The organism is Rhizobacter sp. P3_C12 (assembly GCF_056402735.1).
In genome coordinates this window covers 1-15,679 of the sequence record NZ_JBFUGW010000149.1, presented here as the reverse complement: position 1 = coordinate 15,679, position 15,679 = coordinate 1, and the positions used below count along the sequence as shown (strand labels likewise).

13 protein-coding genes and 1 pseudogene are annotated in these 15,679 nt (G+C 70.1%); 2 read left to right on the top strand and 12 right to left on the bottom strand.

Annotation, left to right across the window (positions count from 1 at the left end; genetic code table 11):
• From AC1DXV_RS21095 to AC1DXV_RS21065, 7 genes and pseudogenes are all read right to left on the bottom strand, one after another.
• Positions 1-3,613: beta strand repeat-containing protein (locus AC1DXV_RS21095; RefSeq protein WP_477935378.1), on the bottom strand; the 3,613-nt coding region annotated here is incomplete at its 3' end.
• Positions 3,614-3,722: 109 nt separating this feature from the next.
• Positions 3,723-3,881 (bottom strand): hypothetical protein, encoded by a 159-nt coding sequence (locus AC1DXV_RS21090; RefSeq protein ID WP_477869208.1) that lies wholly within the window; start codon positions 3,879-3,881, stop codon positions 3,723-3,725.
• Positions 3,882-3,927: 46 nt separating this feature from the next.
• Positions 3,928-4,287 (bottom strand): hypothetical protein, encoded by a 360-nt coding sequence (locus AC1DXV_RS21085; protein WP_477935376.1) that lies wholly within the window; start codon positions 4,285-4,287, stop codon positions 3,928-3,930.
• A gap of 29 nt (positions 4,288-4,316) precedes the next feature.
• Positions 4,317-5,018 (bottom strand): annotated as a pseudogene (locus AC1DXV_RS21080) (cytochrome c biogenesis CcdA family protein); the annotation flags it as partial.
• Between the two features lie 21 nt (positions 5,019-5,039).
• Positions 5,040-6,347, bottom strand: coding sequence for an ATP-binding protein (locus AC1DXV_RS21075; RefSeq protein ID WP_477935374.1), 1,308 nt, complete (start codon positions 6,345-6,347; stop codon positions 5,040-5,042).
• Positions 6,344-6,958, bottom strand: coding sequence for a 2-hydroxychromene-2-carboxylate isomerase (locus tag AC1DXV_RS21070; RefSeq protein WP_477869477.1), 615 nt, complete (start codon positions 6,956-6,958; stop codon positions 6,344-6,346). The genes AC1DXV_RS21075 and AC1DXV_RS21070 overlap by 4 nt, the downstream gene beginning before the upstream one ends.
• 17 nt (positions 6,959-6,975) lie before the next feature.
• The gene (locus AC1DXV_RS21065) at positions 6,976-7,401 is read right to left on the bottom strand and encodes an organic hydroperoxide resistance protein (protein ID WP_477869475.1); all 426 of its coding nucleotides are present in this window, start codon (positions 7,399-7,401) and stop codon (positions 6,976-6,978) included.
• A gap of 175 nt (positions 7,402-7,576) precedes the next feature.
• Here AC1DXV_RS21065 and AC1DXV_RS21060 point away from each other — a divergent pair, with 175 nt between their 5' ends.
• Positions 7,577-8,320 (top strand): response regulator, encoded by a 744-nt coding sequence (locus tag AC1DXV_RS21060; protein ID WP_477869473.1) that lies wholly within the window; start codon positions 7,577-7,579, stop codon positions 8,318-8,320.
• 91 nt (positions 8,321-8,411) lie between these two features.
• On the opposite strand, the gene AC1DXV_RS21055 is transcribed toward AC1DXV_RS21060, so the two are convergent.
• Together AC1DXV_RS21055 and AC1DXV_RS21050 are read right to left on the bottom strand one after the other, a co-directional pair.
• Complete coding sequence (locus AC1DXV_RS21055) at positions 8,412-8,972, bottom strand: thioredoxin family protein (RefSeq protein ID WP_477869471.1); 561 nt, start codon at positions 8,970-8,972, stop codon at positions 8,412-8,414.
• Between the two features lie 108 nt (positions 8,973-9,080).
• Positions 9,081-9,788 carry a hypothetical protein gene (locus AC1DXV_RS21050; RefSeq protein ID WP_477869469.1) on the bottom strand — a complete coding sequence of 236 codons (708 nt, stop codon included), beginning with the start codon at positions 9,786-9,788 and terminating at the stop codon, positions 9,081-9,083.
• Positions 9,789-10,037: 249 nt separating this feature from the next.
• On the opposite strand from AC1DXV_RS21050, the gene AC1DXV_RS21045 reads away from it, so the two are divergent.
• Complete coding sequence (locus tag AC1DXV_RS21045; RefSeq protein ID WP_477935372.1) at positions 10,038-11,276, top strand: serine hydrolase domain-containing protein; 1,239 nt, start codon at positions 10,038-10,040, stop codon at positions 11,274-11,276.
• On the opposite strand, the gene AC1DXV_RS21040 is transcribed toward AC1DXV_RS21045, so the two are convergent.
• The 3 genes from AC1DXV_RS21040 to AC1DXV_RS21030 all read right to left on the bottom strand — a co-directional run.
• Positions 11,261-13,276 carry a YehQ family protein gene (locus AC1DXV_RS21040; protein ID WP_477935370.1) on the bottom strand — a complete coding sequence of 672 codons (2,016 nt, stop codon included), beginning with the start codon at positions 13,274-13,276 and terminating at the stop codon, positions 11,261-11,263. The genes AC1DXV_RS21045 and AC1DXV_RS21040 overlap by 16 nt on opposite strands.
• Positions 13,273-14,418, bottom strand: a complete 1,146-nt coding sequence (locus tag AC1DXV_RS21035; protein WP_477873675.1) for a VWA domain-containing protein — start codon at positions 14,416-14,418, stop codon at positions 13,273-13,275. The genes AC1DXV_RS21040 and AC1DXV_RS21035 overlap by 4 nt, the downstream gene beginning before the upstream one ends.
• On the bottom strand, positions 14,415-15,679 hold a 1,265-nt coding region (locus AC1DXV_RS21030), incomplete at its 5' end, for a DUF5682 family protein (RefSeq protein ID WP_477935368.1). The genes AC1DXV_RS21035 and AC1DXV_RS21030, both read right to left, overlap by 4 nt.

Genomic DNA, 15,679 nt, shown 5'->3' with positions numbered 1-15,679 from the left:
CGGTGGCGGTGCCGCTGAGGGCCGCCGCCGTCGTCGCGTCGTAGACCTTGCTGGTGGCGGCCACGCCGCTCACCGTGAGGCTCGCTGGCGTGATGTTCGCGCTCAGTCCGGCGGGCTGCACGAGCACGTAGTTGCCGGCGTCGGCCCCGCTCAGCAGGTAGCCGGTGACGGTCACCGCCTTGCCGTTGCCCACGTTCTTGTCGGCGAAGCTGCCGCTGCCCGTGCCCGCCACGCTGACGGTGTCGCCGGCCAGGCCGGTCACGGTAGCGCTGCCGCTGAGGGTCGCACCCGTCGTCGCGTCGTAAACCTTGTTGGCGGCGGCCACGCCGCTGACCGTGAGGCTCGCCGGCGTGATGTTCGCGCTCAGCCCGGTGGGCTGCACGAGCACGTAGTTGCCAGCGTCGGCCCCGCTCAGCAGGTAGCCGGTGACGGTCACCGCCTTGCCGTTGCCCACGTTCTTGTTGGCGAAGCTGCCGCTGCCCGTGCCCGCCATGCTGACGGTGTCGCCGGGCAGGGCGGTCACGGTGGCGCTGCCGCTGAGGGCCGCCGCCGTCGTCGCGTCGTAGACCTTGCTGGTGGCGGCCACGCCGCTCACCGTGAGGCTCGCCGGCGTGATGTTCGCGCTCAGCCCGGTGGGCTGCACGATGACATAGTTTCCGGCATCGGCGCCGCTCAGGGTATAGCCGGTGACAGTCACAGCCTTGCCGTTGCCCACAATCTTGTCGGCAAAGTTGCCGCTGCCGCTGCCGGCCACACTCACCGTGTCGCCGACGATGGCCGTGACGCTGGCCGTGCCGTTCAGGGTTGCGCCGGTGGTGGCGTCATACACCTTGTTGCCCGCACTCACGCCGGTGACCGTCAGGCTGGCGGGATTCACCGTCAGCACGCCATTGGCAACGGTGATGTCATAGCCCTGCTGGTTGGAATAGAGGCCGGACCCCGTCACCGTGTAGCTGCCGGCATTGACCGCTCCCTGGGCGGTTCCACCGAAACTGATGCTCCCCGACAAGCTGCCGCAGGACACGTTGGAGCAATTGATGCCGGTTCCCCCATTCCAGGCCACCTTGTCGTAGGTCTTGCTGGCATTGCCGACGGTGACCGTGACCGGCTTCATCAATGATTTAAGCAGGGGACGGCTGTTCCCTTCATAAAGCCGCCAGACGTTGTTGAGATCCCAGTTCGGGTTGACGTTGCCGTTGGCGGCCGTGGCTGAACTGAAGTTGGCCTGCTGCTGCATCTGGGCCGTGGTCATGCCGGTGCCGCCGCCCGCGCTGGTGGCCTGCCCGGTCGTCGTGGTGTCCCAAAAGCTGCCGCTGATTGTTGCTTTAGTGCCGCTGATTGTTCCTGTCGTATCGCTCCCCACCAATCCGCCCACGCTGCCGGCGGTACCGGTCACCTGCCCGGCGGCATAGCTGTTGCTGATGACACCTTGTTGGTTGCTCATGTTCCCCACCAGCCCGCCCGTCTTGGTGGTGCCGGTGACGGCACCAGTGGCATAGCTGTCGCTGATGCGTCCGCCGATGCCGCTCCACAACCCGACCAGACCGCCGTTGGTGTCGCCGATGCCGTTGACTGTGGCGCTTGAGTAACTGCTGCTGATGACGCCGATATGGAGCATGTAGCCAACGAGTCCACCGGAAGACTGGGCGCCGGTTACGGCACCGGTGGCATAGCTGTTGCTGATGACACCCTGGTTGTACCCCGCCAGCCCACCGGTGAAAACCGATCCAACGACAACGCCTGTCGAGTAGCTGTGGTCAATTTTGGAGCCACCGCTGGTGCCCCCCACCAGCCCCCCGGTATCGGCGCCTCCGATCACGGTCGTGCTGGCGTAGCTGTTGCTGATGATGCCGTCGTTCCATCCCACCAGCGCACCCGTATCGTTGCTGGAGCTCTGGACCGTGCCGCCCACCAGGCCCACATTGCGGATGACGCTGACCGACGAGGTGGATCCGAACAGGCCGGAGAACCGGGTCGCGCTGACCATGTTGAGGTTCGTGATGGTGTGGCCCAAGCCGTCGAAAGTGCCGTAGAAGCAGTTGGGGGTGCAACTGACATTCCCCGTTCCGATAGGCGCAAACCCCGCACCGCTGTTCCAGGCGCTGGTGGGCGCGGCATCGATGTCGGCCCCAAGCACATAGCGCCGGCCGAGGTTGCCGCCGATGCCCTGCAAATCGGTGCCACTGGTGCTGCCTGCCGCGCCCAGGTCAGTGATCACGGTGTAGCCCAGGGTGGCGCCGGTGCTGCCTTGTCTGGTGCTGAAGTTGTTGCCTGCCTGCAGATTGATCTTGGCGCCGTTGCCAAAGGTGTAGCTGCTGCCGCTCCCTGTGGTCGATCCCTGCCCGTACTCCAGCGCCACCTTTCCCGCGGCTGCGGAGGCGGTGATGTCGGCGTTGACGTTGATGTTGTTCTGCGCGTTGAGCCTGAGCGTGGTGTTGGCGCTCCAGCTCACGGCGTCGTTCACGTTCAGGTTGCCTGAGGTGCCACTGCTTCCGCTGGTGCTCTGCAGGGTGACGTTGTTCGTTGACAGGCTGCTCGACAGCGCAGCGCCCGTGATGTCGCCTCCGCTTGCAGCAACCGTGAAGTCGACCGGGTCGATCAACCAACTGCCCGTCTTGCCCTGCGCCGCGGCGGTGCTGATGCGTGCCTCGTCGCTCACCTTCACATGCGCGCCCGATGTCTCGACCAGGCCGCCATCGCCCGCGCCGAGGGCAGAGGCGTCGAGACTGCCGCCCACTTGCACGGTACCGCCCTGCTCGCCGCCCAGCAGCCGGATCACGCCGCCTCGATTCTCGATTCTGCGTGCCTGGATCACGCCTTCGTTGTTGACCACCGTGCTCACCAATGCGTCCTTGGCGTCGGCCGTCAACAGCACGCTGCCGCCATCGGCCACGATCGCGCCGGCGTTGCGGACCTGCGCTTGCAGCGCGGCCTCATCGACCTGCAGCCCGTAAAGCGTGTTGTCGCTGAAGTTGAGCGTGACCTTGGCGCCAGCGGCCAGCGCACTCATGCCGCCCGGGGTCGCGATGGCCCCTTCGTTGCTCACCCGGGCACCCAGCAGCGCGACATAGCGGCCGCTCAGTTTCCCTTGGTTCGTCACCGCTCCCGTTCCGCCAGACAGCGTGTAGCGACCGGCCTGAAACTCACTGTCGCTCAGGCTCAGCGTCGACGCAACAAGCCCGCCCACGTTCACCTGAGAGGTTTTGCCAAACAGAATGCCGTTGGGGTTGAGAAGCCACACTTGGCCATTGGCGTTGATGCGCCCGAAGACCTGGCTCGGGTCGCTGCCCAGCACGCGGTTGAGCGTCATGGAGGCCGCGTTGGGCTGCATGAAGTTCACTGTCTCCGACGCGCCCACGTCGAACGAAGACCAGTTGATCGTTGCGAACGAGCTCGTCTGCTTCACTGTCGTCGTCGCGCCGCTCTGGCTCACGCTGGCTTGGCCGGTGCTCACCTGCGCCGACCCTGGCAATGACCACGCCGGAAGGGCGAAGCACTGCACGACCACTGCCGCCATGTACTTCGCGCCCGCCCGGCATAGCCCAACCGTCTGTGGTGTAGAGGCCATGTGGCTTTGCTTGCCAGGCTTTGCCTGTGAGCAGCTGTGGTTCATGCAGGTTCTCCCAAACCGGACTGTTGAGGTGCGAGCTGGGAGTGCTTCCCAACGGCACGGGCTTTCCCAATGCGTACCCTTGCGCGCAGTCGATCCCCGCCCTGGCCAACTAGTCGACAGTGGCGAGGTCTTCGATGTACTCGGCTACGTTCGCCGGCCCGGCGACGCTGATCGTGTTGCATCCGTCATGGACAACGAATGCGATGGAGCGCAGAACCGGCGGCAGAAGAACGTTCATTCTTTTTTCTGTTTTGAATGTTTTGTTCACGACATCATCTTCACTGCTGCTGCGCACACCTCGTGTGACATTTCCCTCAACTGGGGAACGGTTGGCGCAAATGGAGGTGGCATTGGCGCGAAGCGATGGAGTTGACTGCCACCTCGAAGTCGAAGGGCACCGCTACAGCGTGTCGCACTCCCTTGTCGGGTTGAAGCTGGAGGCGCGCATCACCGACGCGCTGGTGGAAGCTCGCCGGCATGGCCTCGGCCGTCGAGGAGCAGCTCTCGAGTGCCGCCAGCACGAACCTGAGCTTCGAAGAGCGCTCGGCATTGATGGTGGATCGCGAGGTGCACCACCGCGAATCCAGATGAGCTTTCCGGTCGAGGCCGCGGCACAGCGCGCGGGGCTGGATGCGAACCGGCCGAAGCTGATGGCGTGGCTGAAGCGCATCCATGCGCGCCCGGCTCAGCGCACCGCCCGCTGCACCTTCTCCACCAACGCCTGCTCCCACCCCGTCGTCCCCGCCGGCGTCAGCCGGCTGAGCACGCCGGTGTCGAGCCCGGTCGCGATCGCGCCGACACCCGCCAGCACCGCGACGCCGGCCGCGCGCCGCAGCCATTCGCCGGCGTGCAGCGAGCGCTTCATCAGCGCCAACAGGCGCCCGCCTGACAGCAGCGCCGCCGCCAGCGAGGTGCACGCGCCGGCCGCGTAGGCGAGCAGCAGCAGCGAGGTGCCGACGCTCGCGCCGTTCAGCGCGGCGCCGGTCAGGATCAGCCCGAGGATCGGCCCGGCACACGGCGCCCACAGCAGCCCGGTGCCGATGCCCAGCAGCACCGGCGAGAACGCGGATCCTTCTCCAGCGGCCGACCAGCGCACGCCGAGTGCGACCAGCGGCCGGCTCAGCCGATCCGCCAGCCCCGGCCACAGCAGCGTCAGCCCGAACACCGCCAGCAGCGCGATCGCCGCCCAGCGCCCGGCCTCGTTCAGCGTCACGACCCAGCCGCCGCCCACCGCGGCCAGCGATGCGATCACCGCGAAGCTCGCCGCCATGCCGGCCAGCATCGGCAGGCCGTGCGAGCGGAACGGCCGGTCGGCCCGCGCGAAGACGAAGGGCAGCACCGGCAGGATGCACGGGCTCAGGATGGTCAGCACGCCGCCGAGCCAGGCGATGACGAGGGTGGGCAGCATGGCGGTCGGTCCCGTGGATCAGTCCAGCGGCAGCACCAGCCGGGCCTCGAGCCCGCCGGCGCTGCGGTTGTGCAGGCTCAGCTGCGCGCCCATTGCGATCGCCAGCTGGTGCGCGATCGCCAGGCCCAGCCCGGTGCCGCCGGTGCCGCGGTTGCGCGAGCCCTCGAGGCGGTAGAACGGCTTCAGCACCGCCTCCAGCTGGTCGCCCGGAATGCCCGGCCCGTTGTCGAGCACCGACAGCGTCAGCCGCGTGCCGTCGGTCTGCACCCGCAGAGCCACCTCGCTGCCGAACGACAGCGCGTTGTCGATCAGGTTCATCAGGATGCGGCGCAGCGCATTCGGCCGCGACACGATCGGCGCGCTGACGCGGCCTTCCAGCTGCACCGCCTCGCCGGCGTCCTCGTAGTCGGCGAGCAGGCTCTCGAACAGCGCGTCGGCATCGATGCGGCACGGCGGCTCGGTTGCACCGTGCAGCGTGCGCGCGTAGGTGACGCCCTCGCGCACCAGCAGGTTCATCGCATCCAGGTCCTGGCGCATCTTGTCGCGGTCGGGGCCGTCGTCCATCAGGTCGGTGCGCAGCCGCATGCGCGTGATCGGCGTCTGCAGGTCGTGCGAGATCGCCGCCAGGATCTCGACCCGCTCGGCGGCATAACCGGCGATGCGCTGCTGCATCGCATTGAAGGCACGCGCTGCATGTGCCACCTCGCTCGGGCCCTGCTCGGGCAGCGCCTGGCCCTTCAGGTCGGGGCCGAGCTGGTCGGCCGCGGCGGCCAGCGCCGCCAGCGGCCGCGTCAGCAGCCGCACCGCGATCCAGGCGCACACCGCCAGCACCGCGAGCTGCGCGGCCAGCACCCAGCTGACCCAGCCCGACACGGGCATGTCGACGCGGCGCGCATGCACGATCACCATGCTCGCGTCCGACAGCCGCACCTGGATCTGCAGGCCGCCCAGCGGCTGCTGCACCTCGGCCACGCGCACCGTCTCGAACGGCTTCATCGCATCGACGATGGCGTTCGCGAACTGCCGCAGCATCGGCGCCGCCGGGGCCGGCCCGTCGGCGCTGCCGCCGAGCGAGAAGCGGTAGTTGCGGCGCTCCAGCCGCGCGAGCCAGCTGTCGCGCTCGGCGGCGGGCAGGCGGTCGATGATCGCGATCGAGCTCGCGATGTCGCGCTCGATGCCCAGCATCATCAGCTCGCGCAGCGCCATGCCGCGCTCGTAGCGGATCAGCACGAAGGTCAGCCCCTGCGCGATCGCGAGGCCGAGCACGATGATCAGCGTGACGCGGGCGAACAGCGAGCGCGGGAGGGGGAGCCGAGCCAGCTTCATGCGGCGAGCGCTTCGCGCAGGAAGTCGAGGCGGTCCTGGCCCCAGAAGATCTCGCCGTCCAGCACGTAGCTAGGCGAGCCGAACACCTGGGCCTCGATCGCGAGCCGGGTGTTCTCGTCGAGCTGCGTGTCCACCGCGTCCTGCTGCGCCAGCACCGCGAGCTCGGCGCGCAGCCCGCATTCGGCCAGCAGCTCCGACAGCACCGAGGGCTTCGAGATGTCGCGCTCCTGCGCCCACACCGCGGCGAACACCGCGCCGGCCAGCCGCATCGCGGCCTCGTCGCCGTCGTGCAGCGCGGTCGCGACGATCAGCTTCGCGGCCAGCTCCGGCGGCACCGGGAAGAAGCGCGGGGTCAGGTTCATCGGCACGCCGAGCTGGCGCGAGAAGCGCCGCAGCTCGACGAGCCGGTAGGCCTGGCGCTGCGCAGGGCGCCGCGCGAGCGGCAGGCCGCCCGACACCGCGAAGACCGCGTTGATGTGCACCGGCCGCACGCGCACGGTGGCGCCGGCGGCCTTCGCGATCGCGCCGAAGCGCGCATGGCCCAGGTAGGCCCACGGGCTCACCGGTGCGAAGTAGTAGTCGATGACGTGGCTCATGGTGGTGTCGGGCATTCAGGGCGGGCCGGGGATCAGTCGATCAGGAAGTCGACCTCGATGTTGCCGCGCGTCGCATGCGAGTACGGGCAGGTCTGGTGCGCGGCGTCGACCAGGCGGCGCTTCACCTCGGCGTCGAGGCCGGGCAGCGTGATCGACAGTGTGACAGCCAGCGCGTAGCTCGCGTCGCCGGCGGTCTTGCCGAGCGACACGCGGGCGTCGATGGCGGTGTCGGCCGGGAACTTGATGCCCAGTTGGCGCGCGGCGATCTGCATCGCCCCCATGAAGCAGGCCGAGTAGCCGACGCCGAACAGCTGCTCGGGGTTGGTGCCGGGCTTGCCCGATCCGGGCGGGCTCAGCTGCACGTCGAGCGCGCCATCGCTGGAGCGGCCCGCGCCGTCGCGGCCTCCGGTGGTACGGGTGGCAGCGGTGTACAGCACGTTGTCGATCTTCTGCAGCATGGCGAATCCTTCACGAGGGGTTGGTTGAAGCGAGCCTGTATTGCAATGGCCCGCTGTATCCCCGGTGTGTCGGCCACCCCCCGGATTTGCATTCGCATGTAGGCGCGGTGCGACCCGGACACACTGCAATACAAAGGCGCTGCATCCGGGCGGCCGGCGCACTACAGTCACGGCCATGCAAGCCAAGCCCAGCGACCATGTGCTGATCGTCGACGACGATCGCGAGATCCGCGACCTGCTGACCACCTACCTCGTCAAGAACGGGCTGCGCGTGGTGGCCGTGCCGACCGGCCGGCACATGCGCTCAGCGCTCGAGGAGTCGGGGCCGTTCGACCTGATCGTGCTCGACCTGATGCTGCCCGGCGAAGACGGGCTGACGCTGTGCCGCGACCTGCGCGCCGGCAAGTACAAGGCGACGCCGATCCTGATGCTGACCGCGCGCAACGAAGAGGCCGACCGCATCCTCGGGCTCGAGATGGGCGCCGACGACTACCTCGCCAAGCCGTTCGCCGCGCGCGAGCTGCTGGCGCGCATGCGTGCCGTGCTGCGCCGCACCCGCATGCTGCCGCCCAACATGCGGGTCGCCGAGGCCGCGTCGCACCGGCTGGCGTTCGGCGAGTGGGAGGTCGACACCGTGGCGCGCCACCTGCTGGACGCGAGCGGCGTGATGGTGGCGCTGAGCGGTGCCGAGTACCGGCTGCTGCGCGTGTTCCTCGACCACCCGCAGCGGGTGCTGAGCCGCGACCAGCTGCTCAGCCTCACGCAGGGGCGCGAAGCCGAGCTGTTCGAGCGCTCGATCGACCTGCTGGTGAGCCGGCTGCGCCAGCGGCTGCGCGACGATGCGCGCGAGCCGCGCTACATCAAGACGGTGCGCAGCGAGGGCTATGTGTTCGCGTCGGCGGTCGAGTCGCGCGACTGACGACGCACCGTGATGCAGTGGCAGCTGACCGGCTGGCGGATCTCGTGCGAGATGCCGCCGGCCAGGAACAGCAACGCAAGCCACCACCTGTTCATCGCGCCGGTGCCGGCGTTTCGGCCAGCAGCGCCTTGATCCGGCCTTCGGTCTCGCCGTAGCGGCCTTCGCCGAAGTGCGTGTAGACGATGCGGCCCTGCTTGTCGATCAGGTAGAGCGCCGGCCAGAACTGGTTGCCGAACGCGCGCCAGGTGGCGTAGTCGTTGTCCTGCGCGACGGCGTGCGTGATCTGCAGCTTGCGGATCGCTTCCTGCACGTTCGGCGTCGACTTCTCGAAGGCGTACTCCGGCGTGTGCACGCCGATGACGACCAGCCCCTGGTCCTTGTACTTCGCGTGCCATTCCTTCACGTACGGCAACTGGTTCAGGCAGTTGCTGCAGGTGTAGGTCCAGAAGTCGACCAGCACCACCTTGCCGCGCAAGCCCTGCATCGCAAGCGGAGGCGAATTCTGCCAGGTGGCGATGCCCTGGAAGTCGGGTGCAGCCACCGGGTGGGTGGCGGCTGGCGTGCCGATGGCCGGCGGCGCGGCGAGCGTGACGAGGACCACCGTCGCGGCGATGGCCGCGGCGGCGAGGAGGGTGTTGTATCGAAGGCTCATGGCAGTGGGGCGGCAGTGGCAGGTGCGCGGATTGTTGGATGCGCACTGCCGCCGTCGCGTGTTTTGCGTAGAGCTCTGTGTCGGCGCCGGAGCCCGACACATTACGTTTCACGGCACGGTCACGGTGTCGAGCTTCGACAGGCTGTCGACCTTGCCGTCGGCATCGATCGACTGGTACTGGATCGGGCCGAATCCCGGCGCGACCCACATGACGGTGGAACCGTACTCCGGGTGGTCGCCGATGCTGGTCCTGATGCGACAGGCATTGGTGAAGGTGCGGCCGGCCAGGGCCAGCGTCTCGTGGCCCTCGAAGGTCCAGGTCTCCTGCTGCTCTTCCGGGAGGAAGTGGCCGTTGGTGAAGTAGTTGTTGTCGGTGAAGTGGATCGTCACCGTCTGCGTGGGGGCCAGGGTCCTGGGGACCAGGAAGCCGGTGTAGACGGATTTCGTGGTCTGCACGCCCTCAGGGGTGTGGTCGTAGTCGCCCCAGAAGCGCAGGCCGTCCGGCTCGACCGACCAGTACAGCGCCAGGAAGCGCTTGTCGCCCGTCGTGCCGAAGTAGTCGACCTGCGCCTGGCGGGGCGTGCCGTCGAAGGTCTCGACGAGGTACTCGCCGTGCAGCGAACGGGCCTCGGGATCGGTGTCGGTCATCGTGTAGCGCAGGCCGGGCTTGACCGTGAAGCAGTCGCTGAGGTCGGGCAGCGTGTCGGTCGGAGGGTCGACCGCGGGCGGGCAGTCGTCGTCGCCACCGCAGGCGGCAAGCAGAGCACACAGGCCGGCGATCAGCAGGAGGGAAGAGGGGGTGCGTGATGGTTGCATGACGGTATGAAGGTGAGGTTGTTGAACAGCAGGGCACAGCTCCGCCAACCCATGCCGATCCGGGGATCGGCACGACTGCTCTGTTGCGCGGGGACTTCGTTAGTTGCAACCTTGAACGAACACGCGGTGCGTGCGTTGACGTGTCGTTCGGGTAAAGAAAAGTTTCCGGCTGACCATTGCAAAAGGGCGATGAAGTCGATCGGCGAATGCGATCGATGAAGGCGCCGATCACGCCTGCACAATCGGCCGATGCGCCTGCACCTTCTGTCTTCGTTGCTGTTGCTCGTCCCGTTCGCGACACTCGCGGCGCCCGACGAGGCGGCGCTCGGCCGCGCCGACGGCTACCCGGCGGCCCGCACGCTGAAGCAGGCCTACCAGGAGCGCTACCTCGTCGGCTCGTTCAGCGCGATGGACAGCTTCAATCCCGCGTGCACGCTGGCGCCGGCCGACAAGCCGGTCGCGCTGGAGGCCGCGGCCACCGAGACCTTGTTCACCTACCGCTACCAAGGCCGCCAGCTGACGCTGGACGACTACCTGCAGCACCAGCGCGCGACCGGCCTGCTGGTCGTGAAGGACGGCCGCATCGCCGCCGAGCGCTACAACTACGAGCGCACGCCGGCGATGCGGATGCTGTCGAACTCGATGGCGAAGACGATCACCGCGCTGGCGGTGATGAAGGCGCTGGAAGACGGCCTGGTGAAGTCGCTCGACGATCCGGCCGAGGCCTACGTGCCGGAACTCAAGGGCACGCTGTACGGCGGCACGCGCCTGCTCGACCTGCTGCGCATGGCGTCCGGTGCGCGCTATGTCGAGGACTACACGGCCGACGACGATCGTGCGCGCTTCAATGCCGCGGCGCGGCGCGCCGGCATCGTGCAGGCGGCGCGGCAGGTCACCGAGCGCAGCGATCCGCCGGGGCAGCGCTTCAACTACGCCGGTGCGCAGACCGAGGTGCTGGGCCTGGTGCTGCGCGGCGCGACCGGCCGCACGCTGTGCGACTACGTCGGCGAGCGGATCTGGAAACCGATCGGCGCGCAGGCGGCGGCGAGCTGGCTGCTGAACCCGGCCGACAACGTGGAGCTTGCGCAGGGCGGCTTCAACGCGACGCTGCGCGACTACGCGCGGCTCGGGATGATGATGGCCGCCGACGGGCAGGTGAACGGCGCCGCGGTGGTGTCGCGCGAGCACCTGCTCGACATGACCGATGCGGCGCGCCAGCCCGAGGCCTTCCGGCCCGGGCAGATGCAGTACCACGGCAGCCGCTACTTCGGCTACGGCCTGCAGACCTGGCTGCTGCCGGGCCGGCAGCGCCGCTTCATGCTGCTGGGCGTCTACGGCCAGGCGATCTTCGTGGACCCGGCGCTGAAGCTGGTGGTGGTGCACACCGCGGTCGGCAAGGACGCCTCGGGCGATGCGAGCGGCGACCACCTCGGCGTGGAGCGCGATGCGCTGCTGCGCGGGATCGTTGCGGCCTACGGGGACTGGTAGTCGCCGCGGTCCAGCAGCGCTGCGTCCTCATGCAACTGCCGCAGCGCGAGCAGCTGCAGCAGCGCCGGCGCGAGCACCGCGTTGCCAGGGTTCACCTGGGCGGCCACCGCCTCGGCCGATAGCGACCGCAGGCGTTGCGACAGCTCGCGCAAGCCGGCCGCCTCCAGCCGGCGCGCGAGCGGCGCCGACTCACCGGCCCATGCACGTGGCAGCCGCGCCAGGCCGTGGTGCAGCAGCGTCGCCAGCTGCTGCCGCAGCGCTTCGAGCTGCAGCGTGCAGGGGTCGGCACCGGCCGGCCGCGCCACGCCCAGCGGCAACGCGCCGAGTGCGCCGCTCGCCGCCGCGAAATCCGGCACCAGCAGCCCACCCTCGCAGCCCAGCGCCCACGGCTCCAGGCTCGGCACGCCGTGCTGCCAGCTCAGCACGCCCGCCACGTGGCGCAGCGCGCCGTGCCGCCCGCTCGCGGCGGCGGCCATCGCATCGAGCGCATGCGGCGCATGGCGCTCGTGGAAGCGCTGCACCAGCAGCGGCGCGCCGTGCGCATCGCGCAGCAACATCGCCACGCCTTGTTCGTTGGCGTCGTAGGCCGGCGGCTCCACCTCGGCCGGGCTGAACACGATGAAGCGCCGCGCCGCATGACGCGGCTGCAGCGCCGCCGTCGGGTGCGCCAGTTGCTCGGCGCGCAGCGCGGCCACGCTGTCGAAGCGCACCGGCGCGCCGAGCTGTGCCCAGTCGGCCGCCTGCGGCAGCACGCTGTTCTGCGAGCTGCGCGCACGCGCCAGCCGCACGCTGCCGTCGGGCCGCCGCGCCGCCTGCTGCGCCAGCAACTGCCCGCGCGCCAGCGCCTCCAGCAGCACGCCGGGCGCGAGTCGCTCGGCGGCGCGGATCGCCGCCTCGTCGGCACGCCGCGCCTCGGGCACCTGCCACGCATGCGCCAGCACCAGGCGCGTGCCGGTGTCGATGTCGGCCATCACGAGCGTGGTGCGGCGCGCCTCGCCATCGCGCTGCGTGCGCGCGCCCAGGCACATCAGGCGCACTCGGTCGAGCGCGGTCTCTCCCGCCTGGCCGATGCCCAGCACCGCGCCGGCATGGCCGGGCAGGCGGCCTGCGGCCAACCGCAGGCCCAGCTCGGCCAGCAGGTCCACGCCCTGCGCGGCGTCGTACAGCGCGCGGCGCTTCGCGTAGCCCTCGCCCCAGGTCTCCAGGTCGGCGAGCAGCAGCGACAACCAGGCCGCTTCCGCTGCGGCGATGCGCGCGGTCGACAGGCCTTGCATCCACGCGTCGGCGCCTTGCGACACGCCGTGCCGCACGATCGCCTCCACCAGCTGCTCGAACGGCGCGCGCTCGACCGCATGGGCCTGGCCTGCCGAGCCCAGCCGCACCGTCAGCTGTGGCGCCGCCGCATCCTGCTCGCGCGCTGCGCGGAACGCCCACACGCCGAGCGCGACGTGCTCGCAGGCGGCCGCGCGCACGCAATCGCAGCGGGCGGTTTCGAGCGCGGCGCCGCCCCAGTAGCGCACGGTGGCGCTCGGCAGCCGCGCGGTGTCGCACGGGTCGCCGCCGCCGCGCTGCCGCACCTCGATGCTGATGCCGGCATCGCGCAGCAGGCCGGCCTGCGTGAGCAGCGTGGCCGGCACGACGCGGGCCAGCGCCGCATCGTCGGCATCGGCGACGGGCGCAGCGACCGGCAGCGGCGCGGCCGCCTGTTCCGCCTGTGCCGAAGCCGATTCGCGGTACGCCAGCGCCGCGATCACCCGGTGCCGGCACACGCCGGCCGCATTGCAGCTGCAGCGCGCATCCTGGATCGCCACGCCCGCCGGCCAGCGGCACGACACGCCGTCGTCGAACGCCGCCTCCAGCAGCCCCTGCGCGTCCACCGACAGCCGCGGCCGGTAGCCGCCGGCCAGCTCGCGCACCGCGCGCTTGACGATGCCGGCATTCGCCGCATGCGACAGCGCCTCGGGCGACAGGTGCAGCAGGTCGTCGCGCACCGCGCTCACTTCAGCTTCTCCGCGAGCCACGTGGCGAGCTGCCCCGGCGTCATCGCGCCGACCTGCGCGCCGGCTTCCACCAGCCGGCCGGCGAGCTCCTTGTCGTAGACCGGGTCGGCCCGCTCGTCGAGCGCGGCCAGCCCGAGCACGGTGCTGCCCTGCGCCACCAGCGCGCGCACATGGCCGATCAGCACGTGCTCCGGCATGCCCTCGTAGAAGTCGCTGACGATCACGACCACCGCGCGCCGCGGCACGCTGATGCGCTCGGCCGCGTAGCCCACCGCCTTGCCGATGAAGGTGCCGCCGCCGAGCTGCACGCCCATCAGCACCTCGACCGGGTCGGTGACGCTGTCGCTCAAATCGACCACCTCGGTGTCGAACGCGACCAGGTGCGTCTTGATGCCCGGCAGGCCCCACAGGCAGGCCGCCGTCACCGCCGAATGGATCACCGAGTTCAGCATGCTGCCGCTCTGGTCGACCAGCAGGAACACCTGCCAGGGCTCCAGCACGCGCCGTGTGTTGACGTGGAACAGCGGCCGCTGGATCACCAGCCGGCCGCGCTGCACGTCGTAGTGGCGCAGGTTGCGCTGCAGCGTCGCGCGCGCGGCGAACTGGCTGGCCGCCCCCTGCCGGCTCAGCTGCTGCGGCTTGCGGGCACCGCTGAAGGCGCGCTGCACCTGCTTCGCGAGCTTCTCGACCAGCTCGCGCACCACCTTGTCGACCAGCTTGCGCGCCATCGCCAGCACCTGCGGGTTCATCAGGTGCTTGGTGCGCAGCACCGCCTGCAGCAGCGCCGGGTTCGGCGTCGCGCGTTCCAGCACGTCGAGGTTGGTCACCACCTCGTCGATGCCGTAGCGCTCGATCGCGTCGCGCTCCAGGCGCTCGATCGTCTCCTTCGGGAACAGCTCGTGGATGCCGTTGATCCACTCCGGCACCGTCAACTGCGAGGCCTCGCTGCCGCCGTGGCGGTCGAGCGCGTCGTCGGCATGGCGGCCATCCTGCGAGGGGTCGTCGCGGCCGTACAGCCACGCGAGCGAGCGGTCCATCGCGGCTGCATGGCCGCCGGCCGCGCCGAGGCTCGCGTCGGCGGCTTCACCGAGCAGCAGGCGCCAGCGCTCGGCGGCGTCGAGTTCGGGCAGCGGCTTCGTCATGTCAGCAAGCCGATCTGGTTCGCCCAGGCCATCGCCTGCGCCTCGACACGCCGTGCATCGAGCAGCGCCTCGGTGCCGTCGTGCAGCTTCAGCAGGCGCTGCCGCTGCCCGGCATCGAGGCCCAGCAGCCGCGCGACGTGCGCCGCCAGCGCACCGCGCTCGCGCGGCGGAAACCAGCCGAGCGCCGAGCGCAGCGCCGGCAGCGCGACCAGGAAGTCCTCGACCCCCATGCCGTCGAGCGCCGCATGGATCGCGCGCACGATGCCGTCGCTCTCGCTCGCCAGCGCGCGCGCGCACGAGAACAGGCCGTAGAGGAAATCGCCGAGCGCGTCGCGCGGCGGCATCGCGCGGGTGATCGCGATCACCTCGTCGCGCGCGGCTTGCGAACCGTCGGCCAACGCTTCGTGCTGGTACGCGACACCGAGCGCCGCGCCGCGCAGGGCCGGTGGCTTCGAAGGGCTGCGCGCGAGGCGCGCCATCGTCTGCCGCACGAAGCCGGCATCGAGCGCGGGCAGGTGCAGCCGCAGCAGCGTGTCGAACACGGCGGCGGCGCGCACGTCGGCCTCCAGCAGCTGCGGGCTGCCGACGCCGTCGCGGCCTTCGAGCAGCCACAGCAGCTGGCCGGCCATCAGCGCGAGGGTGTCTTCGAGCAGCGCGCGCGGATCGTTGCCCCAGAAGCCGGCCTCGATGATCGCGGCCAGCGACTGCGCGGCGCGCGCGAGTGCACCGTGGTCGTGGCTGCTGCCGATGCCCTGGCGCAATTGCTGCGCGAGCTCGTGGCCCATGTCGAGCAGCCCGGCGCGGATCGCCTGCATCAGGCATTGCGCGAGCACGGTTGCATCGCCCTGCGCATCGGCCACCTGGCGCAGCAACGCCTGGCGTGCCGCGGCCTCGAGCGTGGCGCCATGCACCGCGGCCTCGATCAGGTCGGGGTACCAGCGCTCGGTCTGCTGCAGCCGCCAATGCTCCTCGAAGGCCAGCTCGCGGGCCAGGCCGCGCGCGGCACGCGGCGCCTTCGTCTCGACCAGCTGCACGCCGCTGACCTGCAGGCAGCGCAGCTGCCACAGCAGGTGCGCGCGCGGTGTGTCTTCGGCGCGGCGGCGGTCGAGCACCAGCTTGTGGGCGCTGCGCTCGATCTGCAGATCGAGCGCGGCCAGCCGCTGCCGCACGTCGTGCAGCAAGGGCGGCAGCGGCGTGTCGCCGTGCAGGCGGCCGGCACCGTCGCCGGTCAGCGCGAGCAGGGCTTCGCGCAGCACCGGGT